The organism is Flavobacterium sp. 1 (assembly GCF_002797935.1).
GTDB lineage: Bacteria > Bacteroidota > Bacteroidia > Flavobacteriales > Flavobacteriaceae > Flavobacterium.
The window spans coordinates 3,766,915-3,790,724 of record NZ_PGER01000001.1; the positions used below are offsets into that span (position 1 = coordinate 3,766,915).

23 protein-coding genes and 1 pseudogene are annotated in these 23,810 nt (G+C 34.7%); 21 read left to right on the plus strand and 3 right to left on the minus strand.

The window, feature by feature from the left end; all coding sequences use genetic code 11:
* Nucleotides 1-858, plus strand: a complete 858-nt coding sequence (locus CLU83_RS15290; protein ID WP_100432408.1) for a thiopeptide-type bacteriocin biosynthesis protein — start codon at nucleotides 1-3, stop codon at nucleotides 856-858.
* A 52-nt stretch (nucleotides 859-910) separates the two neighbouring features.
* Here CLU83_RS15290 and CLU83_RS15295 read toward each other — a convergent pair whose 3' ends face one another.
* Nucleotides 911-1,183: a DUF4242 domain-containing protein gene (locus tag CLU83_RS15295; RefSeq protein ID WP_100432409.1), complete on the minus strand. Its 273-nt coding sequence runs from the start codon at nucleotides 1,181-1,183 to the stop codon at nucleotides 911-913.
* 424 nt (nucleotides 1,184-1,607) lie between these two features.
* Entirely contained in the window at nucleotides 1,608-1,970 is a 363-nt protein-coding gene (locus CLU83_RS15300; protein ID WP_100433761.1) for a toxin-antitoxin system YwqK family antitoxin, read from the minus strand.
* Between the two features lie 294 nt (nucleotides 1,971-2,264).
* Between CLU83_RS15300 and aspS the strand changes: the two genes are divergently transcribed.
* The 20 genes and pseudogenes from aspS to CLU83_RS15400 all read left to right on the plus strand — a co-directional run bounded on the left by aspS (nucleotide 2,265) and on the right by CLU83_RS15400 (nucleotide 21,062).
* Nucleotides 2,265-4,019 carry an aspartate--tRNA ligase gene (gene aspS / locus CLU83_RS15305; RefSeq protein WP_100432410.1) on the plus strand — a complete coding sequence of 585 codons (1,755 nt, stop codon included), beginning with the start codon at nucleotides 2,265-2,267 and terminating at the stop codon, nucleotides 4,017-4,019.
* Between the two features lie 109 nt (nucleotides 4,020-4,128).
* Nucleotides 4,129-4,323, plus strand: a complete 195-nt coding sequence (locus CLU83_RS15310; RefSeq protein ID WP_077378011.1) for a cold-shock protein — start codon at nucleotides 4,129-4,131, stop codon at nucleotides 4,321-4,323.
* A gap of 232 nt (nucleotides 4,324-4,555) precedes the next feature.
* Nucleotides 4,556-4,921, plus strand: a complete 366-nt coding sequence (locus CLU83_RS15315) for an NADH-quinone oxidoreductase subunit A (RefSeq protein WP_100432411.1) — start codon at nucleotides 4,556-4,558, stop codon at nucleotides 4,919-4,921.
* A gap of 87 nt (nucleotides 4,922-5,008) precedes the next feature.
* Nucleotides 5,009-5,557: an NADH-quinone oxidoreductase subunit B gene (locus tag CLU83_RS15320; protein ID WP_100432412.1), complete on the plus strand. Its 549-nt coding sequence runs from the start codon at nucleotides 5,009-5,011 to the stop codon at nucleotides 5,555-5,557.
* A gap of 4 nt (nucleotides 5,558-5,561) precedes the next feature.
* Nucleotides 5,562-6,095: an NADH-quinone oxidoreductase subunit C gene (locus CLU83_RS15325; RefSeq protein WP_100432413.1), complete on the plus strand. Its 534-nt coding sequence runs from the start codon at nucleotides 5,562-5,564 to the stop codon at nucleotides 6,093-6,095.
* A gap of 23 nt (nucleotides 6,096-6,118) precedes the next feature.
* Nucleotides 6,119-7,357, plus strand: coding sequence for an NADH-quinone oxidoreductase subunit D (locus tag CLU83_RS15330; RefSeq protein ID WP_100432414.1), 1,239 nt, complete (start codon nucleotides 6,119-6,121; stop codon nucleotides 7,355-7,357).
* A gap of 3 nt (nucleotides 7,358-7,360) precedes the next feature.
* Entirely contained in the window at nucleotides 7,361-7,891 is a 531-nt protein-coding gene (locus CLU83_RS15335; RefSeq protein ID WP_100432415.1) for an NAD(P)H-dependent oxidoreductase subunit E, read from the plus strand.
* A 1-nt stretch (nucleotide 7,892) separates the two neighbouring features.
* Nucleotides 7,893-9,260, plus strand: a complete 1,368-nt coding sequence (gene nuoF, locus CLU83_RS15340) for an NADH-quinone oxidoreductase subunit NuoF (RefSeq protein ID WP_100432416.1) — start codon at nucleotides 7,893-7,895, stop codon at nucleotides 9,258-9,260.
* Between the two features lie 17 nt (nucleotides 9,261-9,277).
* The gene (locus tag CLU83_RS15345) at nucleotides 9,278-10,309 is read left to right on the plus strand and encodes a 2Fe-2S iron-sulfur cluster-binding protein (RefSeq protein ID WP_100432417.1); all 1,032 of its coding nucleotides are present in this window, start codon (nucleotides 9,278-9,280) and stop codon (nucleotides 10,307-10,309) included.
* A gap of 2 nt (nucleotides 10,310-10,311) precedes the next feature.
* Entirely contained in the window at nucleotides 10,312-11,364 is a 1,053-nt protein-coding gene (nuoH, locus tag CLU83_RS15350) for an NADH-quinone oxidoreductase subunit NuoH (protein ID WP_100432418.1), read from the plus strand.
* Between the two features lie 135 nt (nucleotides 11,365-11,499).
* Nucleotides 11,500-12,024, plus strand: coding sequence for an ORF6N domain-containing protein (locus tag CLU83_RS15355; protein WP_100432419.1), 525 nt, complete (start codon nucleotides 11,500-11,502; stop codon nucleotides 12,022-12,024).
* 116 nt (nucleotides 12,025-12,140) lie between these two features.
* On the plus strand, nucleotides 12,141-12,686 hold the full coding sequence (locus CLU83_RS15360) for an NADH-quinone oxidoreductase subunit I (RefSeq protein ID WP_100432420.1): 546 nt from the start codon (nucleotides 12,141-12,143) through the stop codon (nucleotides 12,684-12,686).
* Complete coding sequence (locus CLU83_RS15365; protein WP_100432421.1) at nucleotides 12,686-13,195, plus strand: NADH-quinone oxidoreductase subunit J; 510 nt, start codon at nucleotides 12,686-12,688, stop codon at nucleotides 13,193-13,195. Before CLU83_RS15360 ends, CLU83_RS15365 begins: the two co-directional genes overlap by 1 nt.
* Nucleotides 13,195-13,515, plus strand: coding sequence for an NADH-quinone oxidoreductase subunit NuoK (nuoK, locus tag CLU83_RS15370; RefSeq protein ID WP_100432422.1), 321 nt, complete (start codon nucleotides 13,195-13,197; stop codon nucleotides 13,513-13,515). The genes CLU83_RS15365 and nuoK overlap by 1 nt, the downstream gene beginning before the upstream one ends.
* A gap of 6 nt (nucleotides 13,516-13,521) precedes the next feature.
* A complete protein-coding gene (gene nuoL / locus CLU83_RS15375; protein ID WP_100433762.1) occupies nucleotides 13,522-15,405 on the plus strand; it encodes an NADH-quinone oxidoreductase subunit L in 1,884 nt (627 codons plus the stop codon).
* Between the two features lie 9 nt (nucleotides 15,406-15,414).
* Nucleotides 15,415-16,856, plus strand: a pseudogene (locus CLU83_RS15380) (NuoM family protein).
* Between the two features lie 173 nt (nucleotides 16,857-17,029).
* On the plus strand, nucleotides 17,030-18,400 hold the full coding sequence (locus CLU83_RS15385; RefSeq protein ID WP_100432423.1) for an NADH-quinone oxidoreductase subunit N: 1,371 nt from the start codon (nucleotides 17,030-17,032) through the stop codon (nucleotides 18,398-18,400).
* Between the two features lie 416 nt (nucleotides 18,401-18,816).
* A complete protein-coding gene (locus CLU83_RS15390) occupies nucleotides 18,817-19,260 on the plus strand; it encodes a helix-turn-helix transcriptional regulator (RefSeq protein WP_100432424.1) in 444 nt (147 codons plus the stop codon).
* A 94-nt stretch (nucleotides 19,261-19,354) separates the two neighbouring features.
* Nucleotides 19,355-20,071 (plus strand): DsbA family protein, encoded by a 717-nt coding sequence (locus CLU83_RS15395; protein WP_100432425.1) that lies wholly within the window; start codon nucleotides 19,355-19,357, stop codon nucleotides 20,069-20,071.
* A gap of 10 nt (nucleotides 20,072-20,081) precedes the next feature.
* A complete protein-coding gene (locus CLU83_RS15400; protein ID WP_100433763.1) occupies nucleotides 20,082-21,062 on the plus strand; it encodes a Gfo/Idh/MocA family protein in 981 nt (326 codons plus the stop codon).
* A gap of 154 nt (nucleotides 21,063-21,216) precedes the next feature.
* Here CLU83_RS15400 and CLU83_RS15405 read toward each other — a convergent pair whose 3' ends face one another.
* Nucleotides 21,217-23,625, minus strand: coding sequence for a glycoside hydrolase N-terminal domain-containing protein (locus tag CLU83_RS15405; RefSeq protein WP_100432426.1), 2,409 nt, complete (start codon nucleotides 23,623-23,625; stop codon nucleotides 21,217-21,219).
* Between the last annotated feature and the right edge of the window lie 185 nt (nucleotides 23,626-23,810).

Consider the following 23,810-nt stretch of genomic DNA (forward strand, 5'->3'; position numbering starts at 1 on the left):
ATGAAGAGAGATTTTTGCTTAGGAAGCGAATGGTTATACTATAAAATCTATACTGGCGTTAAAACTGCCGATATCATTTTACTTGAAAAACTAAATCCAGTAATACAAGAATTAAGAGACGAAAATAAAATCCAAAAATGGTTTTTCATTAGATACAAAGACCCTGAGGAGCATCTTAGAATTCGAATTTATTGTGCAAATTCAGAAAACACATCCCTTATTATTGCGCAATTGTACCCTGTTTTAAACACATTACTCCAAGATAATATTGTTTGGAAAGTTCAAACAGATACTTATCAAAGAGAAATGGAACGATATGGAAAAAACACTATTGAAGATTCCGAAACTTTATTCTGGCAGGATAGCGAAATGATATTAAATTATCTATCTCTAAAATTAAATTTTACAAAAAATAAGATGGAATTAATTTTTAGTTTTCTTTCGATTGACAGTTTTTTAAATTCATTTTCGTTAAGTAATATTCAGAAATTGACTTTAATGGATGAATTACAAGCTTCTTTCAAAAAGGAATTTGATGCAGATAAAACTCTTAAAAAAGAAATGGCTAACCATTATAAAGAATTGTCTCAGGAAGTACAGTTTTTCTTGTCGGGAACAGCTTTAAATGATTTTCCTAAAATTTATGTAGCGATACAAGAAAAACAAAATCAAACTAATAAAACAATCTTGTTAATAAAAGATAAATTAACAATTCCATTATCTGATTTTCTAATGAGTCATATTCACATGATGATGAATCGTCAATACACATCAAAACAAAGAATGTATGAGTTATTAATCTATGATCATTTATTCAGATACTACAAAAGCATTGAGCACTTTAAAACCAATAAATAATTAAGGAGAAAATCGTTTTTATTTTCTCCTTTTCTAAAATAAGCCATAAATACTATTCCGCAGTAACTGGATCAATTATTTCAGAAACTAGGCTGATTTTATTAGCGGGAAACCCACCTTGACTTGCATGTTCCCGAATCATTTCTTCATTTGGGGCAATGTAAACACAATAAATCTTATCATCAGTCACATAACTGTGTTTCCATTGTATTTCCGGTCCCATTTTTCTTAAGACATCGCAAGACGCATTCGAAATCTCCTTTAATTGTTCTGGTGTCAAATTCCCTGCGTTAGGAATTTCTCTTTCAATAACATACTTTGGCATACTAATTAGATTAAAAAAGTTAGAATAAAATAATTATAGAAAACCTCTTTTGGTTTTGCTTTGACCATTAATTAAAGAAATTAAGAAAGATTCATGCAGAAAGGGGCAGTTATACGATTATATTTCAAATGCATAAAAAGTGAAACGCATTGAAACAATCAAAATCGGCTAATACAGTAACCCATAAAAGCCGATTTCTTAACAAACACAAACTTTATAATTTAGAGTTCTGACAAATAGATATTTAAACTAACTGATTCTCTATTTCACCCCTAAACCATGCGCCATATTTGTTTAATAAAGATACAATAAATTCAGTTAAACATGTTTTGCCTTAACAAAGTTATAACATTGAAAATCAGAATAAAAAAAGGAGAAAATCAACAAAGACTTTCTCCTTTTCTTAAATTAACTATGTATTATGCTATTCGTTTGAAGTTGCAAAAGCATCTTGTCTCCAATTTTTAACTTTTTCAATCTTATTATTAGAAAAATCTACTTCACAAAGACTATTTTTTCCGGTTTTTTGTGACCAAAAAAACCATTTTCCTGTTTTTACTCCAGCAACATATTCACCTGAGGCAATTTTATCTCCAGCTTCGTTATAAGAAACCCAAATTCCTTCTAATTTTCCGTTTTCAAAATATCCTTCCTGTTGCACTTGCCCATTTTCATAAAAATAAGTCGCTTTTAATTTTTTACCAAAAGGCTCCAAAACCGGTTTCGCATCTTGGGCAAAAATTGCTCCTGAAAATAATACCGCGGCCAAAATCATAATCTTTTTCATATCGTTAGTTTTTAATTGTTTGTATCTTACTGTATCAAAATTAGGAACAAATTTTACATTAAAAAAACTTTTACTTAACAATTTAGTAACATAGACAAAAGCTTAACATTGGAAATCAAAAAGAAAGAAATACACTGCAAAATAATCACAAAACTTACTGTTCTTTAAAATTAAAAGCCTATTTGAAGAAATTAAAAAAGTAATAAATGTAAAAAATAAACTTTGACAATCTAATATTGAGAATTAGTCCTAAATTTGCAGTCGCGCTAAAAAGCAAAAACTAAAATTTATATCATGTACAGAAGTCATAATTGCGGCGAATTAAATGCCTCACATATCAATACAGAAGTTACGCTTGCCGGTTGGGTTCAAAAATCTAGAGATAAAGGATTTATGAATTGGGTTGATTTACGCGACCGTTACGGAATTACTCAATTGATTTTTGACGAAAGCCGTTCTATAAAAGAAGTTTTTGAAACTGCCAAAACATTGGGACGCGAATATGTGATTCAGGTAAAAGGAACTGTTATTGAGCGTGAAGCCAAAAACAAAAACATTCCAACTGGTGAAATTGAAATATTAGTTACCGAACTTAATATATTAAACGCCGCTTTAACCCCTCCGTTTACTATTGAAGATGAAACTGACGGCGGTGAAGACATCCGAATGAAATACCGTTACTTGGACATTCGTAGAAATCCAGTAAAAAACAGTTTGCTTTTCCGCCACAAGGTAGCAATGGAAGTGCGTAAATACCTTTCGGATCTTGATTTCTGCGAAGTGGAAACTCCATACTTAATCAAATCAACTCCAGAAGGAGCAAGAGATTTTGTCGTTCCTTCCCGTATGAACGAAGGACAGTTTTATGCTTTACCGCAATCACCGCAAACTTTCAAACAATTATTGATGGTGGGCGGAATGGATAAATATTTTCAGATTGTAAAATGTTTCCGTGACGAGGATTTGCGTGCAGACCGTCAGCCAGAGTTTACGCAAATTGACTGCGAAATGGCTTTTGTGGAGCAAGAAGACATTTTGAATGTTTTTGAAGGTTTGACCCGTCATTTATTAAAAGAAATAAAAGGTGTAGATGTAGATAAATTCCCGAGAATTACCTACGATTACGCTATGAAAACCTACGGAAATGACAAACCGGACATTCGTTTCGGAATGAAATTTGGTGAATTAAATGAATTTGCACAGCACAAAGATTTCCCAGTTTTCAATACTGCCGAATTAGTTGTGGGAATAGCAGTTCCTGAAGCGGGAAATTATACCCGTAAGGAAATTGATGCTTTAATTGACTGGGTAAAACGTCCGCAAGTTGGCGCTAGCGGAATGGTTTATGTAAAATGTAACGAAGACGGCACTTTCAAATCATCAGTAGATAAGTTCTACGATCAGGAAGATTTAACCAATTGGGCAAAAACTACTGGAGCAAAACCGGGAGATATGATTTTTGTTCTTTCTGGATCTGCCGATAAAACAAGAGCACAATTAAGCGCACTACGTATGGAATTAGCTACTCGTTTGGGGTTAAGAAATCCAGCTGAATTTGCGCCTCTTTGGGTTATTGATTTTCCATTATTGGAATTTGATGAAGAAAGTGGACGTTATCATGCAATGCACCATCCATTTACATCTCCAAAACCGGAAGACATGCACTTATTAGAAACCAATCCCGGAAAAGTTCGTGCCAATGCCTACGATATGGTTTTAAACGGAAATGAAATTGGCGGTGGATCAATCCGTATTCATGATAAAGCGACACAACAGTTAATGTTTAAATATTTAGGTTTTACAGAAGAAGAAGCCAAAGCACAATTTGGATTCTTAATGGATGCCTTTCAATTTGGAGCACCTCCTCACGGTGGTTTGGCTTTTGGATTGGATCGTTTGGTTGCTATTTTAGGGGGGCAGGAAACAATTCGTGATTTTATTGCTTTTCCAAAAAACAACTCTGGGAGAGATGTAATGATTGATGCTCCATCTGTTATAGATGAATCTCAATTAAAGGAATTACATATTAAATTAGATTCAAACAATTAGGTAAAAACACTTGAATATCAATAATTTTAGAAAAAAAAAATAGCATAATGATTTTCGTATTATATTAAAGGTTACATTTGTGATATTATAAATTATTATTACTATTACAATGCGTACAGGTACAGTTAAATTTTTCAATGAATCTAAAGGTTACGGATTCATTACAGACGAAGAAACAGGAAAAGACATTTTTGTTCATGCTTCAGGCATCAACGCGGAAGAATTACGCGAAGGTGACAGAGTTAGCTATGAAGAAGAAGAAGGAAGAAAAGGTAAAGTTGCTGCTAAAGTAGCAGTACTTTAAGCATAAAAATCGCTTACTGTTTTATTGCAAAAAACGTCTAAAAAACGTTCCGATACATCGGAACGTTTTTTTTTGTGCCATGCTAAAAAACCAGCACCAATAACCTTATTTATAATGAATAAAAATTATGATTGTATTAAGTTAATGTTTCCACTAAATCCGTTACAAAACTTGTGTTTTAATAACACTAAAGCTATCTTTGTAACTTAATTTAAAGTAAAAATTAATAATTATGCAATCCGAACAATTAAACTATATCCCAGTCTTTATGCAGCTTGTTCTAGCTGTAGGATTTGTTGTAGGTATGATCATTATTTCAGGTAAATTAGGACCAAAAAGACTATCTGAAAATAAAGATAAAAACTTCGAATGCGGAATTGAATCAGTTGGAAATGCAAGAATACCTTTTTCGGTAAAATATTTCATAGTAGCTATCTTATTTGTTCTTTTTGATGTCGAGGTAATATTTTTATATCCTTGGGCAGTGAATTTCAAAGAGTTAGGCATCGAAGGAATGATAAAAATGGTTATCTTTATGATGTTGCTTTTAGTTGGCTTTTTCTACATCATCAAGAAGAAAGCCTTAGAATGGGAATAAAATTATTTTAAATTATAAATGTTGAATTACAAACTAATTGAAACATTCAAAAAATTTAAAATTCAACATTCAAAATAAAAAAACAAAATGAGTGATTCAAAAATAAATATGGTTGCCCCGCCAGAAGGTGTTGTTGGAGAAGGATTCTTTGCCACAAAACTGAATGACGTTGTTGGATTAGCACGTGCCAATTCGCTTTGGCCATTACCATTTGCAACATCTTGTTGCGGAATCGAATTTATGGCAACAATGGCTTCACATTATGATTTAGCGCGTTTTGGGTCTGAAAGAGTGAGTTTCTCTCCTCGCCAAGCCGACATGCTATTGGTAATGGGAACTATTTCAAAAAAAATGGCTCCTATTTTACGTCAAGTATACGAACAAATGGCCGAACCTAGATGGGTAATCGCTGTCGGTGCCTGCGCATCATCAGGAGGAATTTTCGATACTTACTCCGTATTGCAGGGAATTGACAAAGTAATACCTGTTGATGTATATGTTCCTGGCTGTCCTCCGCGTCCTGAACAAATTGTAGATGGCGTTATGAAATTACAAGAATTAGTAAAAAGCGAATCTGTAAGAAGAAGAAGCTCACCTGAATACAAAGAATTATTGGCATCTTACAACATTCAATAAGAAAATGGCATTAGAGACAACAGAAATTCAAGAGAAGTTAATCGAAAATTTTGGTTCAAAGGTTTTACAATTTAACCAGGAGAAAGATATTTTTACATTTGAAGTGGATTCGGATATCATTACAGCCGTTATCCTTTTTTTAAAGAATGATTCCACTTTACGTTTTCATTTTTTAACCGATTTATGCGCAGTACATTATCCCGAAAATGACGAAAACAGACAATTTGCTGTTGTTTATCATTTACACAATTGGTACGAAAATAAACGCATTAGAATTAAATCTTTCTTAAACGGCACCAATCCAGAAATTAAAAGTTTATCAAATATTTTTTTATGTTCCAATTGGATGGAAAGAGAAACGTATGATTTTTACGGAATAAACTTCATAGGACATCCTCAATTGAAGCGTATCTTGAATATGGACGAAATGATTTCTTTCCCAATGCGCAAAGAATTCCCTATGGAAGACAGTGGAAGAACGGATAAAGACGACAGGTATTTTGGTAGAACAATAATCAACCAAGAACTAAAAAAATAAATATAATTTTTCACATTAGATAAATGTCAGAACTATTATTACCACCAGAGCATCGCTATGCTAAAATAATCAAAGAGCGACACAATGAAGACGGAAGCGAGCTTTCTATTCTGAATTTAGGTCCAACGCATCCTGCAACGCATGGTATTTTCCAAAATATCCTGTTGATGGATGGTGAAAAAATTCTTGAAGCTGAGCCAACTATTGGTTACATTCACAGAGCTTTTGAAAAAATTGCCGAAAACCGTCCCTTTTACCAAATCACGCCTCTTACCGATAGAATGAACTACTGTTCATCTCCTATCAACAATATGGGATGGTGGATGACATTAGAAAAATTATTGGATATTGAAGTTCCTAAAAGAGCTCAATACCTGAGAGTTATTATAATGGAATTGGCTCGTATTACCGATCACTTGATTTGTAATTCCATTCTAGGTGTTGATACCGGAGCTTACACTGGATTCCTTTATGTATTTCAATTTAGAGAAAAAGTATACGAAATTTACGAAGAAATTTGCGGAGCCCGTCTTACTACTAATATGGGAAGAATTGGCGGTTTCGAAAGAGACTGGTCACCAGAAGCTTTTAGAAAACTAGATGACTTTTTAAGAGATTTCCCAATTGCTTGGAAAGAATTTGAAAACTTATTCGAAAGAAACAGAATATTTATCGATAGAACTGTAAATGTTGGAGCTATCTCTGCTGAAAAAGCAATGGCTTATGGATTTACAGGACCAAATTTACGTGCTGCAGGTGTCGATTACGATGTACGTGTAGCACAGCCTTACAGTTCTTATGAAGATTTTGATTTTATAGTTCCAGTAGGAAAATCTGGAGACACTTACGACCGTTTCTGCGTTAGAAACGCTGAAGTTTGGGAAAGTTTAAGCATTATCCGTCAAGCATTAGATAAAATGCCAGAAGGAAATGAATACCATGCCGAAGTTCCAGAATATTACCTTCCTCCAAAAGAAGACGTTTATACCAATATGGAATCATTGATATACCATTTCAAAATTGTGATGGGTGAAATTCCTGTTCCAGTTGCCGAAATTTACCATCCCGTAGAAGGAGGAAATGGAGAATTAGGATTTTATTTAGTGACAGACGGAAGCAGAACCCCTTATAGATTGCATTTTAGAAGACCTTGCTTTATTTTTTATCAAGCTTATCCGGAAATGATTAAAGGATCAATGTTATCTGATGCGATTGTTATTTTATCGAGTTTAAATGTTATTGCAGGAGAATTAGACGCATAAATTATGGTACACACACATTACAAACAAGAAATAAACATGACTGAAGGATTGATGTCCCGCATCAATGAATTAATCAGCCATTACCCAGAAGATAAAAGAAAATCAGCTTTACTTCCCGTTTTACATGAAGTTCAAGACGCACACGACAATTGGCTGAGTATTGAACTGCAAGATAAAGTTGCCGAAATTTTACATATCAAACCTATAGAAGTGTATGAAGTAGTTACTTTTTACACGATGTATAACCAAAGACCAATTGGCAAATACATGTTTGAATTTTGTCAAACTTCTCCTTGCTGTTTAAACGGTGTAGAGGATTTGATGGATTATACCTGCGGAAAATTAGGTGTTCCTGTTGGAGAACCAACAGCTGACGGTCTTTTTGAAGTTAGAGGAGTTGAATGTTTAGGTGCTTGCGGATATGCTCCAATGATGCAATTGGGAGATTTTTACAAAGAACATTTGAACAAAGAAAAAATCGACCAGTTAATTGCCGATTGTAAAGACGATAAAATAATATTACACGATAAATAATATGTCACAAAAAATATTATTAGACAAAATCAATATTCCAGGGATTAAAACCTATGAAGTGTATCGCCAAAACGGTGGTTACGCTTCTGTAGAAAAAGCATTGAAAACCTTAACTCCAGACGAAGTTGTTGAAGAAGTAAAAACTTCGGGATTACGTGGTCGTGGTGGTGCTGGTTTCCCAGCTGGAATGAAATGGAGTTTTATTGATAAAAAATCAGGAAAACCAAGACATTTGGTTTGCAATGCCGATGAATCTGAACCAGGAACTTTCAAAGATCGTTATCTGATGGAATATATTCCTCACTTATTGATTGAGGGAATGATTACTTCCAGTTATGCATTGGGTGCTAATCTTTCGTATATCTATATTCGTGGAGAATACATGTGGGTTTTCAAAATATTAGAAAGAGCCATTGCCGAAGCAAAAGCAGCTGGCTTTTTAGGAAAAAACATATTGGGTTCTGGATATGATTTAGAATTACACGTTCATTGTGGTGCCGGAGCTTATATCTGTGGCGAAGAAACGGCGCTGATCGAATCATTAGAAGGAAAAAGAGGAAACCCTCGTATTAAACCGCCATTTCCAGCAGTTTCAGGACTTTGGGCAAATCCAACTGTAGTAAATAATGTAGAAACTATCGCAGCTGTGCCGTGGATTATAAACAATTCGGGGGCGGATTATGCCAAAATTGGTATCGGAAGATCTACAGGAACCAAATTAATCTCTGCTTCGGGACATATCAAAAACCCTGGTGTTTATGAAATTGAATTAGGACTAAGCGTCTATGAATTCATGAATTCTGACGAATATCTTGGCGGAATGAGTTCTGACCGTCCATTAAAAGCATTTGTGCCTGGAGGAAGTTCTGTTCCTGTTTTACCAGCACATTTAATTTATAAAACTGCAGCAGGCGAAGATCGTTTGATGTCTTACGAATCCCTAAGCGATGGTGGTTTTGCCACAGGATCTATGTTGGGTTCTGGAGGATTTATTGTTTATAACGACACTTCTTGCATTGTTCGCAATACTTGGAATTTCTCCCGTTTTTATCACCATGAAAGCTGTGGTCAATGTACTCCATGCAGAGAAGGAACAGGATGGATGGAAAAAGTATTGCACAGAATTGAAAACGGACACGGACGTGAAGAAGATATCGATTTGCTACTGAGTATTCAAAGTAAAATTGAAGGAAACACGATTTGTCCTCTTGGAGACGCAGCAGCTTGGCCGGTAGCGGCAGCTATTCGTCACTTTAGAGATGAATTCGAATATCACATTCGTTTCCCTGAAAAAATAAAAAACAGAGACCATTTTGTTGCAGAGCCTTTTGAAAAAGTAAAGCACTTAGTTTCTAAAGAAATAGTATAAAGAAAGAATTTCAGACAATGAAAGTAACCATAGACGGTCAAGAAATTGAAGTAGAAGCAGGGACAACGATCTTGCAGGCTGCGCGCATGATTGGTGGAGAAGTTGTTCCGCCAGCGATGTGCTATTATTCTAAATTAAAAGGAAGCGGTGGAAAATGCCGTTGTTGTTTGGTCGATGTGACTAAAGGCAGTGACGCTGATCCAAGACCTATGCCAAAATTGATGGCATCTTGCGTAACAGGCTGTCAGGACGGAATGGAAATCGCCAGTAAAGCATCTCCAAGAGTTCAGGAAGCAAGAAAATCGGTGACAGAATTTTTGTTAATCAATCACCCGCTGGATTGTCCTATTTGCGACCAAGCCGGAGAATGTGATTTGCAAAACTTAAGTTTTGAACACGGAAAATCAGAATCCCGTTTTATTGAAGAAAAAAGAACTTTTGAACCTGAAGATATTGGCCCGAACATTCAGCTGCACATGAATCGCTGTATTTTATGTCAAAGATGTGTACAAGTTGCGGATCAATTGACAGACGATCGTGTTCATGGTGTAATGGATCGCGGTGATCATGCTAATATCTCGACTTGTATTTCAAAAGCCATAACTAATGAGTTTTCTGGAAATATGATTGATGTGTGTCCGGTTGGCGCTTTGACTGATAAAACTTTTAGATTTAAATCTAGAGTTTGGTTTAACAAGCCTTATAATGCGCATAGAGAATGTACAACACCAGGCTGCTGTGGGAAAACAACTGTTTGGATGTTTGGAAACGAAATTCAACGTGTTACTGGCCGTAAAGATGAATTCCACGAAGTAGAAGAATTCATTTGTAACAGTTGTCGTTTTGACCACAAAGATGTTGCAGACTGGGTAATTGAAGGACCGCGTGAATTTGAAAAAGATTCGGTTATCAATCAAAATAATTATACTCAAAAATTAGAAAAAGTAGAAATAGCTACTGAGAAAAACATACTTTTGGGTAGAGACCAAGATCGTAAAAAAATAAGTATGGCTTCAAATCCATTGGACACTAACACTAATAAATCTTAAAAATGGACAGTACATTTGTTATAGAAAAAGGTGTGTTTATAGTTGTTATTTTTGCTCTTACTATGCTGATGGCTATGTATTCTACATGGGCAGAACGCAAAGTGGCCGCTTGGCTGCAGGATAGAATTGGACCTAACAGAGCAGGACCTTGGGGATTGCTTCAGCCACTTGCTGATGGAGGTAAATTATTTGCAAAAGAAGAATTTATTCCAAACACTCCTAATAAATTTTTATTTGTTGTTGGACCAGCGATTGCAATGAGTACGGCTTTGATGACTAGTGCGGTTATTCCATGGGGAGATAAATTACACTTGTTCGGAAGAGATATTCTGCTACAGGCAACAGACGTAAATATTGCTATCTTATATGTTTTTGGAGTGGTTTCGTTAGGAGTTTACGGCATCATGATTGGTGGTTGGGCTTCGAATAACAAGTTCTCTTTGATGGGAGCTATTAGAGCGGCATCACAAATGGTTTCTTATGAAGTAGCCATGGGATTATCCATAATCGCTTTGACTATGATGACTGGAACTTTAAGTTTAAAAGAAATTTCAATACAACAGTCCGAATGGCATTGGAATGTTTTGTATCAGCCGTTAACTTTCCTAATTTTCTTGATTTGTTCTTTTGCGGAGCTAAACAGAACTCCTTTTGACTTAGCAGAATGTGAATCGGAATTAATTGGCGGTTATCATACAGAATATTCTTCAATGAAAATGGGATTCTATTTATTTGCTGAATATGCAAATATGTTTATTTCCTCTACTATTATGGCTGTGTTATTTTTTGGTGGCTATAATTATCCAGGAATGGCATGGGCGGTAGAAAACTTGGGAGTAAATATTGCGAACGTAATTGGAATGATGGCGCTGTTTGCTAAATTATGCGGTTTTATTTTCTTTATCATGTGGGTTCGCTGGACGATTCCAAGATTTAGATATGACCAATTGATGCACTTGGGATGGAGAATTTTGATTCCGCTTGCGATTGTAAATATTATGATAACCGGAGTTGTGCTTTTAAGAAGTGAAATTGCTGTTTATTTAGGATTTTAGTCTTTTATAGACAAGAGGTGGTCATAATTTTGCAAGAACAAACACAAAAACGCAACTTAAGTTGCTAAAAACAATATAGTAAGGCAGTCACAAATTGTGACCGCCTCATAAAACAAAAATTGAATTAACTGATTTATGAGTGAAGAATTAATCATAACCGAAGAATTTATAATGAGCAAAATATTGCTGATTAGAGATACGAAAGTGATGATTGATTCAGATTTAGCTGTCCTTTATGGAGTAGAAACTAAACAACTCAAAAGACAAGTCAGAAGAAATATAGAACGATTCCCTGAAGATTTCATGTTTGAATTAAACAAAAATGAAGTAGAAATCTTAAGGAGCCAATTTGGTACCTTAAAACAAGGAGCACATTCAAAATATACTCCGATGGTGTTTACAGAACAAGGAGTCGCAATGTTGTCGAGTGTATTAAATAGCGCTACGGCTATAAAGGTAAACATTCAAATTATAAGGGTTTTTACTAAAATTAGAGTTATGTTATCCGATACAATGACAATGAAATTAGATATTGAGGAGATAAAAAACAAACTCACTAACCAAAGCAGAAACATAGAATTGGTTTTCACCTATTTAGATGAGTTGATGGAGAAACAGGATAATAAGATTGAAAGAAATAAAATTGGGTATAAAAAATAAAGTTAATTAGTTCACGAATGCCTTAGCCCTGATAGAAGCGGCATCCTTTTATTTTTTTCTTTAAAAAATAAAAGATACAGCGGATAGCAGGATTAGCTACAAATAAAAAATATAAAATGTCAATAGAAACTATATCCTTATCGGGAAGAAAAAAAATGGTCTCCAATAAAGAGATGACTTTTTTGGAACGCATGTATCTGATTGCGATTGTAAAAGGGTTGGCCATTACTATAAAACACCTTTTTAAAAGAAAAGCGACGATTCAATATCCTGAGCAAGTTCGTGAGATGAGTCCTGTTTATCGTGGTCAACATATGTTGAAACGTGATGAACAAGGCAGAGAAAACTGTACTGCGTGCGGATTATGCGCCTTATCTTGCCCTGCTGAAGCGATTACAATGAAAGCTGGTGAGCGCAAGGCTAATGAAATGCATTTGTATAGAGAGGAAAAATATGCCGAGATATATGAAATCAATATGCTGAGATGTATTTTTTGCGGGCTTTGCGAAGAAGCTTGTCCAAAAGATGCTATTTATTTGACTATTTCTAAAGAATTAGTTCCTTCTAGCTATGAAAGAGAAGATTTTATTTTTGGAAAAGACAAACTGGTTATGCCACTAGAAATGGCGATGAAAAACACTCAACTTAAAAACGCTAACTAATGTCAACAGTACTTGTTTTATTTTGTGTATTGTCTGCAATCACGCTGCTAACTGCATTTTTAACTATTTTTAGCAGAAACCCAATACATAGCGCTATTTACTTAGTGATTTGTTTTTTCTCTATAGCAGGACATTATTTATTATTGAACGCCCAGTTTTTGGCCATTGTACATATCATTGTCTATTCGGGAGCGATTATGATTTTATTGCTCTTCACCATAATGCTTATGAATCTTAATGAAGCTGATGAAGTTCATAAACCAAGGTTCACGAGATTGGGAGCTATTGTTTCCTTTTGTTTGGTTTGTTTGGTTTTGATAAAAATCTTTATTGACTCGAAACCTATTGTAGAATATGATTATACGGGTGAAGATTACCAATCGATAAAAGTACTCGGAAAAGCATTATTGAATGAATATATGGTTCCGTTTGAATTTGCTTCTATCTTGTTATTGGTCGCAATGATTGGAACTGTGTTATTGTCTAAAAAAGAAAAATTAGAAAAATAATGAACAATATTTTAACTCAAATTGGTATAGAGAACTATATCTTCCTGTGTGTAACGCTTTTTTGCATTGGTATTTTTGGAGTTTTATACAGACGAAATGCAATTATCGTATTCATGTCTATCGAAATCATGCTGAATGCTGTTAACTTATTGTTCGTGGCTTTCTCTACGTACCACCAAGACACACAAGGGCAGGTATTCGTATTTTTCTCCATGGCTGTAGCGGCTGCCGAGGTTGCGGTTGGACTGGCTATATTAGTTTCGATATTTAGAAATATTGGATCAATTAGCATCGATAATTTAAAAAACTTAAAAGGATAAATGGCAATGGATACCAATTTAGCTTTAGTCTTACTATTAACTCCTTTTTTAGGATTTTTAATTAATATTTTCTTTGGAAAAAGTTTAGGAAAATCTGTTTCAGGAATCATTGGAACGCTTTCGGTAGTAATTTCCTTTGTTGTTGCGATTTCCTTTTTTCTTCAAATCAGTCAAACAAAACAAGCTATAAACATTCAATTATTTGATTGGATTCAGATTAGCAATTTCAATGTGAGTTTTGGTTTTTTACTGGATCAATTATCAATTTTATGGTTGCTTTTTGTAACAGGAATTGGATCATTGATACATTTATATTCTATCAGCTACATGCATGATGACGAGAATATGCACAAGTTTTTTGCTTATTTGAATTTGTTTATCTTTTTCATGATTTCATTAGTAGTTGGAAGCAACTTATTGGTGATGTTCATTGGTTGGGAAGGAGTTGGACTTTGTTCTTACTTATTGATTGGATTTTGGTATAAAAACCAAGACTACAATGATGCCGCCAAAAAAGCTTTTATCATGAACCGTATTGGGGATTTAGGATTGCTAATTGGAATCTTTATCTTGGGAAGCATGTTCTCTACATTGGATTTTGCCACTTTGAAAACTGCTATTGCTGGAGCCAGTAATGTAGATACATTTTGGTTAAGCATTGCAACTTTGGCTTTGTTTATTGGAGCTTGCGGAAAATCGGCACAAATTCCATTATACACTTGGCTGCCAGATGCGATGGCAGGACCTACTCCTGTTTCAGCATTGATTCACGCTGCTACGATGGTAACAGCTGGTATTTTTATGATAACCAGAATGCATTTCTTATTTGACTTAACACCCGAAATACAAACAATAATTGCCGTAGTTGGAGGTGTAACTTCATTAGTTGCTGCAACTATTGGTTTAGTTCAAACTGATATTAAAAAAGTACTGGCCTACTCTACTGTTTCTCAATTGGGATTAATGTTTTTGGCTTTAGGTTTTGGCGCTTATGAAGTAGCAGTATTTCACGTAATCACTCACGCTTTCTTCAAAGCTTGTTTATTCTTGGGTTCAGGATCTGTGATTCACGGATTACATGGAGAACAGGATATGCGAAAAATGGGCGGATTGAGAAAGGCGATGCCAATCACTTTTTGGACAATGCTTATTTCTTCATTAGCAATTTCGGGAGTTCCTGTATTTTCAGGTTTCTTTTCTAAAGATGAAATTTTGATGACAGCTTTCCATCATAACATCCCGCTTTGGGTTATTGCATCTGTAGCTTCTATAATGACTGCTTTCTATATGTTTAGATTAATGTTCTTGACCTTCTTTAATGATTTTAGAGGAACTGAAGAACAAAAACATCATTTGCATGAAAGCCCAGCTTTAATTACTTTCCCTTTGATTGTATTGGCTATTTTGGCTGCTGTTGGAGGTTTGATCAGTTTGCCTGGAAATAGCTGGCTGAATCATTATTTAGCTCCTTTATTTTCAAATGCAGCGCATGAAGAACATACACTAGGAACTACCGAATATATCCTTATGGCAATTGCCGTTGTTGGCGGATTAGTTGGAATTGGGATTGCTTATGCTAAATATTTCAAGCAAAATGAAGTACCAAGTGAAGATGCTGAAATAACAGGAGTTGCAAAAGTGCTTTACAACAAATACTATATTGACGAACTATACGATTCTTTATTTGTAGCACCAATTAATGGTCTATCAAAATTCTTTAGAGACTATGTAGAAACCGGAATTTCTTTCGTAGTCTTTGGATTAGGAAAAGTAACCAGCGAACTTAGTTACCAAGGTAAAAAAATCCAGAATGGAAGTGTTGGACTATACCTATTTGCTTTTGTTTTAGGCATGTGTGCCATTATTTCTTATTTATTTCTAGCTCAATAATTATATACTATGAACGTATCTCTAATATTAATCATCCTTTTAGTTGGCGCATTTGCAACTTATTTAGCTGGTGACAAGCTCGCTTCAAAAGTGGCATTATTTTTTGGGTTGGCTTCTTTGGGTTGCTCAATTGTTTTGTTAAATCATTTTAATTTAGGAGAAAACATTAGCTATATAAGCCAATGGATTACTTTACCTAAAGTTTCATTTGCATTACAAGCAGACGGATTATCGATAGCAATGGTTTTATTGACAACTGCCTTGACTCCTATTATAATCTTATCTTCTTTTTTGGTAATGATTTCAAAAATGCAAAAGCAATTTATGCTTTAATATTATTCATGTCTTTTGCAATGACAGGAACTTTCTTGGCAAGCGACGGACTTTTATATTATATCTTCTGGGAATTATCTTTGATTCCAATTTACTTTATCGCCTTGATTTGGGGTAACGGAGATGCTGAAGAACGCAAAAAAGCAGTGGTTAAATTTTTTATCTATACGCTTGCGGGCTCCTTATTCATGCTGGTTGCATTTATTTATATGTACCAAAAAGCAGGAAGCTTCCTAATCGAAGATTTATATAAACTGAACTTAACTGTTGACGAACAAAAATGGATTTTTACAGCTTTCTTCTTAGCTTATGCTATTAAGATTCCTTTGATTCCTTTCCATACTTGGCAGGCGAATGTTTACCAAAAAGCACCAACTCTTGGAACAATGCTTTTGTCTGGGATTATGTTAAAAATGGGATTGTACAGTCTTATCCGCTGGCAACTGCCTTTGGCTCCGTTAGCTGCCAAAGAATACATGTTCATATTTATTGGAGTGGGTATTGCTGGAGTAATTTATGGTTCAATAGTTGCATTGAGACAAAAAGACCTTAAAAAATTATTAGCTTATTCATCTCTTGCTCACGTTGGTCTAATCGCTGCCGGAACTTACACTTTAACCCTTGATGGTTTTAGAGGAGCTGTTTTACAAATGATTGCTCACGGATTTGTGGTAGTTGGATTGTTTTTTGCTGCTGAAATCATTTTTAGAAGATACGAAACCAGAGCAATTGCAGAGTTGGGTGGCATTCGCTCTCAATCTCCAAAATTCACTTCTATGTTTTTAATTTTGGTATTGGCTTCTGTGGCTTTGCCAACAACTTTTAACTTTATTGGTGAATTTACCGTATTGTATAGTCTTTATCAAATCAATATTTGGTTTGCGATTTTGGGCGGAACGACTATCATTTTAGGAGCTTATTATATGCTAAAAATGTTTCAACACTCTATGTTAGGAGAAACTAATACAAAAGTATTTGCTGATGTTACTTTCTCTGAAGGCTTGACAATGGTGCTAATTATTGCAGTATTGTTTTTCTTCGGAATGTATCCAAAACCAATCAATGATTTAATAACGCCTAGTCTTGAAATCATTTTAAAGGTGATAAATAAGGCATAGAAGTTTGATTTTAGAATGAAGATTAACGATTTTTTATTTCAGACATTAAATCTAAAAAAGAAATCTTTCAAGTATAAAAAATAAAGAATAATAAAATAAATTAGGTCAAACCAGATTACCATTGTTACCATTTATCAATGCTAAATCTAAAATCCTAAATTAAAAAATAAAAAATGACAACATTAATAGCTGTAATAGGATTAGGTGTTTTATGCCTCATATTTGAAATCTTTGATTTTAGAAAAGCAATTGTTCCAATAACAGTAATTGGATTATTAGCTATTCTAGGGCTGACTGTTTCCGAATTTAATTCACCTGGAAGTTACTATAACAATATGATTGTTGTGAGTAAATTTTCGGTTGCATTTTCTAGTCTATTTATTGTCTTAACCATATTTTTGGTGACCTTAGGACATAATTTTTATGAAAATCATCAAAGCAAAATTTCCGATTTTATTGCTATAAAAGTATTTCTTTTAGCTGGAGCTGTTGCTATGGTTTCTTTTGGAAATCTTGCGATGTTCTTTTTAGGAATCGAAATACTATCTATTTCTCTTTATATACTTGCTGCGAGCAATAGAACCAAAGTTAAAAGTAATGAAGCAGGTATGAAGTACTTCTTGATGGGGTCATTTGCATCAGGAATTATTTTATTTGGTATCTGTATGATTTATGGAGCTATGGGTTCATTTGATATTGTTGAAATTAGTGACATGTCTCAATCAGCAGAATTACCAATTTGGTTCCCAATCGGGATCGTTTTGCTAACTATTGGAATGCTGTTTAAAATCGCAGCAGTTCCATTCCACTTTTGGGCTCCTGACGTTTATGAGGGTTCTCCAACTCTAACAACTGCCTTAATGAGCACTTTGGCAAAAGTAGTAGCCATTGCGACACTTTATAAATTGTTGTCCAGTATGCATGCTGATGTCAATTACTCATTTCAAATTGTTATAGTTGTTATTTCGATTCTTTCTATGACTGTAGGTAATATCATGGCATTAAGACAAGCCAATGTAAAACGTATGCTGGCTTTCTCTGGTATTTCACACGCAGGTTTCATGTTGATGACATTATTGAGCATCTCTAATTCAGCGGGAAGTTTACTATATTACACTTCGGCTTATTCTCTAGCGGGAATTGCTGCTTTCAGCGTTATCCTATATGTGTGCAAGAACAAAGAAAATGAAGATATTGTGAACTTTCACGGCTTAGGCAAGACTAATCCTTTATTGGCAGCTATTTTAACCGGATCATTACTTTCTATGGCTGGAATTCCAATCTTTGCAGGTTTCTTTGCCAAATTGGTTTTATTTGGTCAAACCATTCAAGCAGGCTATTTAGTGGTGGTTATATTTGCCGTGATCAACTCTATTATAAGTGTTGGTTACTACTTTAAATTAATTTTGGCAATGTACACTAAAGAGCCTAACGAAGCCCGCACTGGAAAACCATTCTTGTATTATGCTGTTGCTGTTATTGCTATTGCATTAAATATTATCATAGGATTGTTTCCTTCACTAGTTTTAGATTTATTAGCATAAAACGACATTTATAACAATATGTAAGAGCCAGCTAAATTTAGCTGGCTCTTTTTTTATATAAAAAAAGCCATCAATTAAAAAATTGATGGCTATTCCCCCTAATCTAATCAAACTCAAAACTATTGTTCAAATATTTATAACCTATCTATATTTACTATCTAAATAGATTATAAAAACTGTTTACAAAAATCACTTCTAACTTGTTTAATTTTATCAAATATATCAAATACAAAACTCATATTTTTACGTATTTATACCTGATTTTTCAATGTGAATTTTCTAATTTTCAGAAAATTATAGAAAAAGCTAAACTATATTTATTTTAGTTCACAGCATAGGAATATGCTAAAGAAATACAAACAATAGCTTATATATCGAATATAATCGCTAAATTACGATATGAAATAAATAACGCTATGGGAACAACCAAAAAACAAGATTTCGATCAAGAAACAAATGCAATAGCAGAAATCTGCAAAGCATTGGGACACCCAACCCGAATGCAGATAATGACACTATTATGGAACCAAAACAACAGAACCTGCGGTGAAATTGTCTCTCTAATTCCATTAGCGCAATCCACAATATCTAAACATTTATTAGAATTAAAAAAAGCTGACTTATTAAATGTAAAGAATGTCGGAAAAAAAACGATTTACTCCATTGAAGTAGAAAAAATACAAATTCTGAAAAAATACTTAACCAATTATTTATCCAACAAATTACTTTCAAAAGAAGCAGAAATTGCGATACTTCCCCACAAACCACAAATCAAGAAAAGAGATAAATTACATTTAAAGGAATTTAACTATCAATTTCCAGTTAAAAAAAGTGATCCAAATCAAAGCAATATTAAGTAGTCTTATAATAAAAACTTAAATAACAAAAGTCCGAAATTCAATTTCTTTAATTTTGAACTTTAAATTATTTGGCAGTGCCAAGAAAAATATCAAAATGAAAAATCAATTAAAAATACAAATCTGGTCAGATGTAATGTGTCCGTTTTGTTATATAGGAAAAAGAAAAATAGAAGAAGCCATAACACAATTTGAAAACAAAAATTCCATTGAAATAGAATGGAAAAGCTTTGAATTGGATCCCTCATTTGCAGCTACTCCCAATGAAAGCATCGCAGATCATTTGGCTGACAAATATGGCAGAGATAAAGATTGGGCTCAGTCTATGTTAGAAAACACAACTCAAACTGCTAAAAGTAACGGCTTGGATTTCCATTTTGAAAAAGCAATCTTGGCAAATTCATTAAACGCTCACCGATTACTGCATTTGGCGAAAAGGTACAATCACTCTAACGAGTTAGAAGAACTGCTTTTTAAGGCATATTTTACCGAAGGAAAAAATGTCGACGATTGGAATACACTACAAGAAATTGGGCAAAAAGCAGGTTTGCACATTGAGGAAATCAAACAGCTTATAGATACTGATGCATACACAAAAGAGGTCAGACAAGACCAGCAAGAAGCACAAGATCTTGGAGTAACAGGAGTTCCATTCTTTGTATTCGATAATAAATACGCAGTATCTGGAGCACAGCCAACAGATGTCTTTTTGAAAACCCTTGAAAAAACTTGGAAAGAAGGCAATTTTAACACTCCAATACAAATCCAAAATCCAGACGAAACCAACAGTTGCACAATTGATGGCTGTGAATAATATTAAAGATATGAACGAAATAACAAAAACCCTACGATGGGGAATAATTGGCTGCGGTAACGTTACCGAACTAAAAAGCGGTCCAGCCTATCAAAAAACTGAAGGTTTTACAATAGGAGCAGTAATGCGCAGAGATCCGGAAAAAGTGGCAGATTACGCCAAAAGACATGGTATACCCAAATTTTATACAGATGCTGATGCCTTAATAAATGATCCCGAAATTGATGCTGTTTATATTGCCACACCGCCAGACACCCATAAATATTACGGATTAAAAGTTGCCAAAGCAGGAAAACCATGCTGTATTGAAAAACCATTGGCTCCAACCTATCAAGACTGCTTAGCCATTGTAGAAGCCTTTGAAGCAAAAAAGATACCTGTATTTGTTGCTTATTACAGAAGGACTCTTCCAAAATTTGAGCAGGTCAAAAAATGGATTGATTCAAAAACCATTGGTGACGTGAGACATATCAGATGGCATTTAAGCAAGCCTACGAGCAATCAAGACCGTTCTGATGAATACAATTGGAGAACCGACATAAAAATCGCCACAGGAGGCTATTTTGACGATTTAGCCAGCCATGGACTGGATTTGTTCATTCATTATCTTGGTGATATAAAAGAAGTCTCTGGTCATAGCCTTAATCAGCAGGGACTGTACTCTTCAAAAGATGCAGTTGTTGCCAATTGGCTTCACGAATCAGGAATTACAGGAAGCGGCAGCTGGAATTTTGGTGCTTTCGAACGCGAAGATATTGTTGAAATTTATGGGAGTGAAGGAAAAATCACGTTCTCTGTTTTTGAAAATATTCCTTTAACCCTAAAGACTGCTACAGGCGAATCCACACACGACATACCTCATCCCGAAAATATTCAGCTGCATCATGTGGAGCAAATGCGTGATCATCTGTTAGGAAACTCCAAACATCCTTCCAACGCATTCACAGCGGCGCACACTAGCTGGGTGATGGATCAAATTATTGGAAACTAAATTGATTTAGAAGAATAACTCTATTGATTTAGAAGCAAAAGCATCAATCTTTTTTGTGATTATTTACAATTGCAATCGAGCTCAGATTACAAGATAAAAACAGAGGCAGTTAAAAATAACTGCCTCTGTTTTTATTTAAAGTAATGATTAAAAATCACCAAGTCAAATCAACTTTTTGACCTTTCTTCAAAGTAATACTTTTCTTTTTCTCTCCGCTAATGAGCGTTGTTTTTCCACCAGTTTTAGATAAAACCGTTACTTTTTGAAGTGTCTTATTGTTCCATTCCATTGAAATTTCAAAACCTCCTCTGGCACAAATCCCTTTTACAGATCCGCTTCCCCAAGCATCTGGCAAAGCAGGCAATAATCGAATTTCATTTTCATCAGATTGTACTAGCATTTCGGCAACGGCGGCGGCACCTCCAAAATTACCATCAATTTGAAACGGCGGGTGCGCATCGAATAAATTTGGGTACGTTCCTCCTCCTCTTCTTGGTTTTTCCGTTTTCTTTCCATCAGGGTCAACATATCGAAGTAATTCTCTATACATTTTATAGGCGTGGTTTCCGTCCCAAAGTCTTGCCCAAAGATTAATACGCCAGCCTTTTGACCAGCCTGTGGTTTCATCACCTTTTATTTCTAAAGTTTGTCTTGAAGCATCTGCTAACTCTGGTGTTTTTTCTGGAGTAATGTGATTCCCTGGAAAAAGCCCAAACAAATGCGATTGATGACGATGTCTTGGATCTTTATCTTCCCAATCATGATACCATTCCTGCAAATTGCCTTTTTTACCAATTTGATAGGGATGCAATTTCGAAAGTGCTGTTTCTAATTTTGCTCTGAAATCAACATCAATATTTAGGACTTTTGATGCTTTTATCGTCTTATCGAAACATTCTCTAATCATTGCCAAATCTGCTGTTCCTCCGTAAAGAGTCGCACCAATAAAACCATCAGACAGAATATATTGATTTTCGGGTGAAGTAGATGGTGAAGTGATTAGATTTCCATTTTTATCAGTAACCAACCAGTCCAAACAAAATTCAGCTGCCCCTCTCATCAACGGATAACCTTCGTTTTTTAAGTAATTTTTGTCTTGAGTAAAAACATAATGTTCCCAAATATGCGTGCTTAACCAAGCACCTGCAATTGGCCAGCAAGCCCACATGGGTTCTTCTTTACCAAATTGCCCAACCGGATTGGTCATCGCCCAAATATCTGAATTATGTCCTCCCGCCCAACCTTTATCAACTCCATAAAAAGTCTTCGCTGTTACTTTTCCGGTAACCGAAAGATTTTTTATAAAACTCAAAAGAGGCAAATGCATTTCAGAAAGATTGGTGTTTTCTGCCAGCCAGTAATTTTCTTCTACATTAATATTCATTGTGTAATTACTACTCCATGGCGGATTTAAATACGGATTCCAAATACCTTGCAAATTAGCAGGAACACCCAGAGTTCTTGAACTGCTTATCAATAAATAACGGCCATAATTAAAATAGAGAGTTTCCAGATTCTTATCTTCTTTTCCTTCAGAGTAACGCAACAAGCGTTCATCTGTTGGTAAATCAGGTGCTGTGGTTTTTCCTAAATCTAAAGTTACCCGATTATAGAATTTTTGATAATCGGCAATGTGGGATTGTTTTAATTTATCAAATGATTTTGCAAATGCTTTGTTTAAATTCTCTGAAGCAATTGCTTGATCATTTAAACCTTCGGTTGCAGGATTTTTGTCAAAACCATTAAAGCTTGTAGCAACAGAAACATAAATCAATGCTTCGGTAGCATCTTTTAAACCTAGAGTGGTGTTCGAACTCGTAACTGTTCCGTCCGTATTTTTAATCTGGATTAAAGTTGTAAATCGGGTTCCTCTTTCTTTTACATCCAAATATTCTGGAAGAACTGTATATCCTGAATTTTCATGAATTGGCGCATAACCATTCATTTTCAGTATATTATTTTTTACTTCAACATTTGACTTTAATAAGCTGCTTGAATTAATATCAAAATTCAATGCTCCTTTTTGACTGCTTTTCAATTTAATTACCATGATTTGGTCCGGCGCCGAAACAAAGTATTCGCGGGTAAATTTTACGCCGTCTATTTCGTAAGTTACTTTTGATATTGCATTCGAAATATCCAGTCCTCTGTAATAATTGCTAGCTTTTGCAGTATTTGGACTTGTTATTTCCATCGTACCAAGTGGAGAATACGATTCTGAATTTTTGCCTTGAATTTTTTTATTCAATTCTTCAGCTAATTTATAATTTTCGTTTTTGAGTGCTTCACGGATAGCGGGAATATTTTTATAAGCCTCAGGACTCATGTTTGCATTTACAGGTTCTCCAGACCAAAGCGTGGCATCATTCAGATAAATTTTGTCTAAATCCACTCCGCCAAAAACGGTTGCCCCCATTTTTCCGTTTCCTAAAACGAGACTTTCTTCAAAAAATTCAGCTGGTTTATCATACCAAAGAACATGATTTGATTGCGCATTAATTTCTCCGCAAACAAAAGAGATGATAAAAACTAAAAGTAGTTTATGAAATAAATTTGACTGCATAATTAGATGTTTTTTAATTTTCTTTTTTAACGCAAAACTTTACAGCTATTGTTTGTCCGCGTGAGGGATTACTTCACTATACTTTTATTTTCATAGGAGTTCAGTGAACTTCGTTTGAAACTGGCTGCCGAAGTAGCGTGGATAGCCCGACCGCATTTACAAAAGGCGCGCAATATGCGGCTTGT

Coding starts and splice junctions, on each gene's coding strand:
- CLU83_RS15390 (WP_100432424.1), top strand. CDS start 18,817: ATGGGAACAACCAAAAAACAAGATTTCGATCAAGAAACAAATGCAATA.
- CLU83_RS15365 (WP_100432421.1), top strand. CDS start 12,686: ATGTCAACAGTACTTGTTTTATTTTGTGTATTGTCTGCAATCACGCTG.
- aspS (WP_100432410.1), top strand. CDS start 2,265: ATGTACAGAAGTCATAATTGCGGCGAATTAAATGCCTCACATATCAAT.
- CLU83_RS15395 (WP_100432425.1), top strand. CDS start 19,355: ATGAAAAATCAATTAAAAATACAAATCTGGTCAGATGTAATGTGTCCG.
- CLU83_RS15355 (WP_100432419.1), top strand. CDS start 11,500: ATGAGTGAAGAATTAATCATAACCGAAGAATTTATAATGAGCAAAATA.
- nuoK (WP_100432422.1), top strand. CDS start 13,195: ATGAACAATATTTTAACTCAAATTGGTATAGAGAACTATATCTTCCTG.
- CLU83_RS15405 (WP_100432426.1), bottom strand. CDS start 23,625: ATGCAGTCAAATTTATTTCATAAACTACTTTTAGTTTTTATCATCTCT.
- nuoH (WP_100432418.1), top strand. CDS start 10,312: ATGGACAGTACATTTGTTATAGAAAAAGGTGTGTTTATAGTTGTTATT.
- CLU83_RS15360 (WP_100432420.1), top strand. CDS start 12,141: ATGTCAATAGAAACTATATCCTTATCGGGAAGAAAAAAAATGGTCTCC.
- CLU83_RS15335 (WP_100432415.1), top strand. CDS start 7,361: ATGGTACACACACATTACAAACAAGAAATAAACATGACTGAAGGATTG.
- CLU83_RS15345 (WP_100432417.1), top strand. CDS start 9,278: ATGAAAGTAACCATAGACGGTCAAGAAATTGAAGTAGAAGCAGGGACA.
- CLU83_RS15400 (WP_100433763.1), top strand. CDS start 20,082: ATGAACGAAATAACAAAAACCCTACGATGGGGAATAATTGGCTGCGGT.
- CLU83_RS15385 (WP_100432423.1), top strand. CDS start 17,030: ATGACAACATTAATAGCTGTAATAGGATTAGGTGTTTTATGCCTCATA.
- nuoF (WP_100432416.1), top strand. CDS start 7,893: ATGTCACAAAAAATATTATTAGACAAAATCAATATTCCAGGGATTAAA.
- CLU83_RS15330 (WP_100432414.1), top strand. CDS start 6,119: ATGTCAGAACTATTATTACCACCAGAGCATCGCTATGCTAAAATAATC.
- CLU83_RS15310 (WP_077378011.1), top strand. CDS start 4,129: ATGCGTACAGGTACAGTTAAATTTTTCAATGAATCTAAAGGTTACGGA.
- CLU83_RS15315 (WP_100432411.1), top strand. CDS start 4,556: ATGCAATCCGAACAATTAAACTATATCCCAGTCTTTATGCAGCTTGTT.
- nuoL (WP_100433762.1), top strand. CDS start 13,522: ATGGATACCAATTTAGCTTTAGTCTTACTATTAACTCCTTTTTTAGGA.
- CLU83_RS15295 (WP_100432409.1), bottom strand. CDS start 1,183: ATGCCAAAGTATGTTATTGAAAGAGAAATTCCTAACGCAGGGAATTTG.
- CLU83_RS15290 (WP_100432408.1), top strand. CDS start 1: ATGAAGAGAGATTTTTGCTTAGGAAGCGAATGGTTATACTATAAAATC.
- CLU83_RS15300 (WP_100433761.1), bottom strand. CDS start 1,970: ATGAAAAAGATTATGATTTTGGCCGCGGTATTATTTTCAGGAGCAATT.
- CLU83_RS15320 (WP_100432412.1), top strand. CDS start 5,009: ATGAGTGATTCAAAAATAAATATGGTTGCCCCGCCAGAAGGTGTTGTT.
- CLU83_RS15325 (WP_100432413.1), top strand. CDS start 5,562: ATGGCATTAGAGACAACAGAAATTCAAGAGAAGTTAATCGAAAATTTT.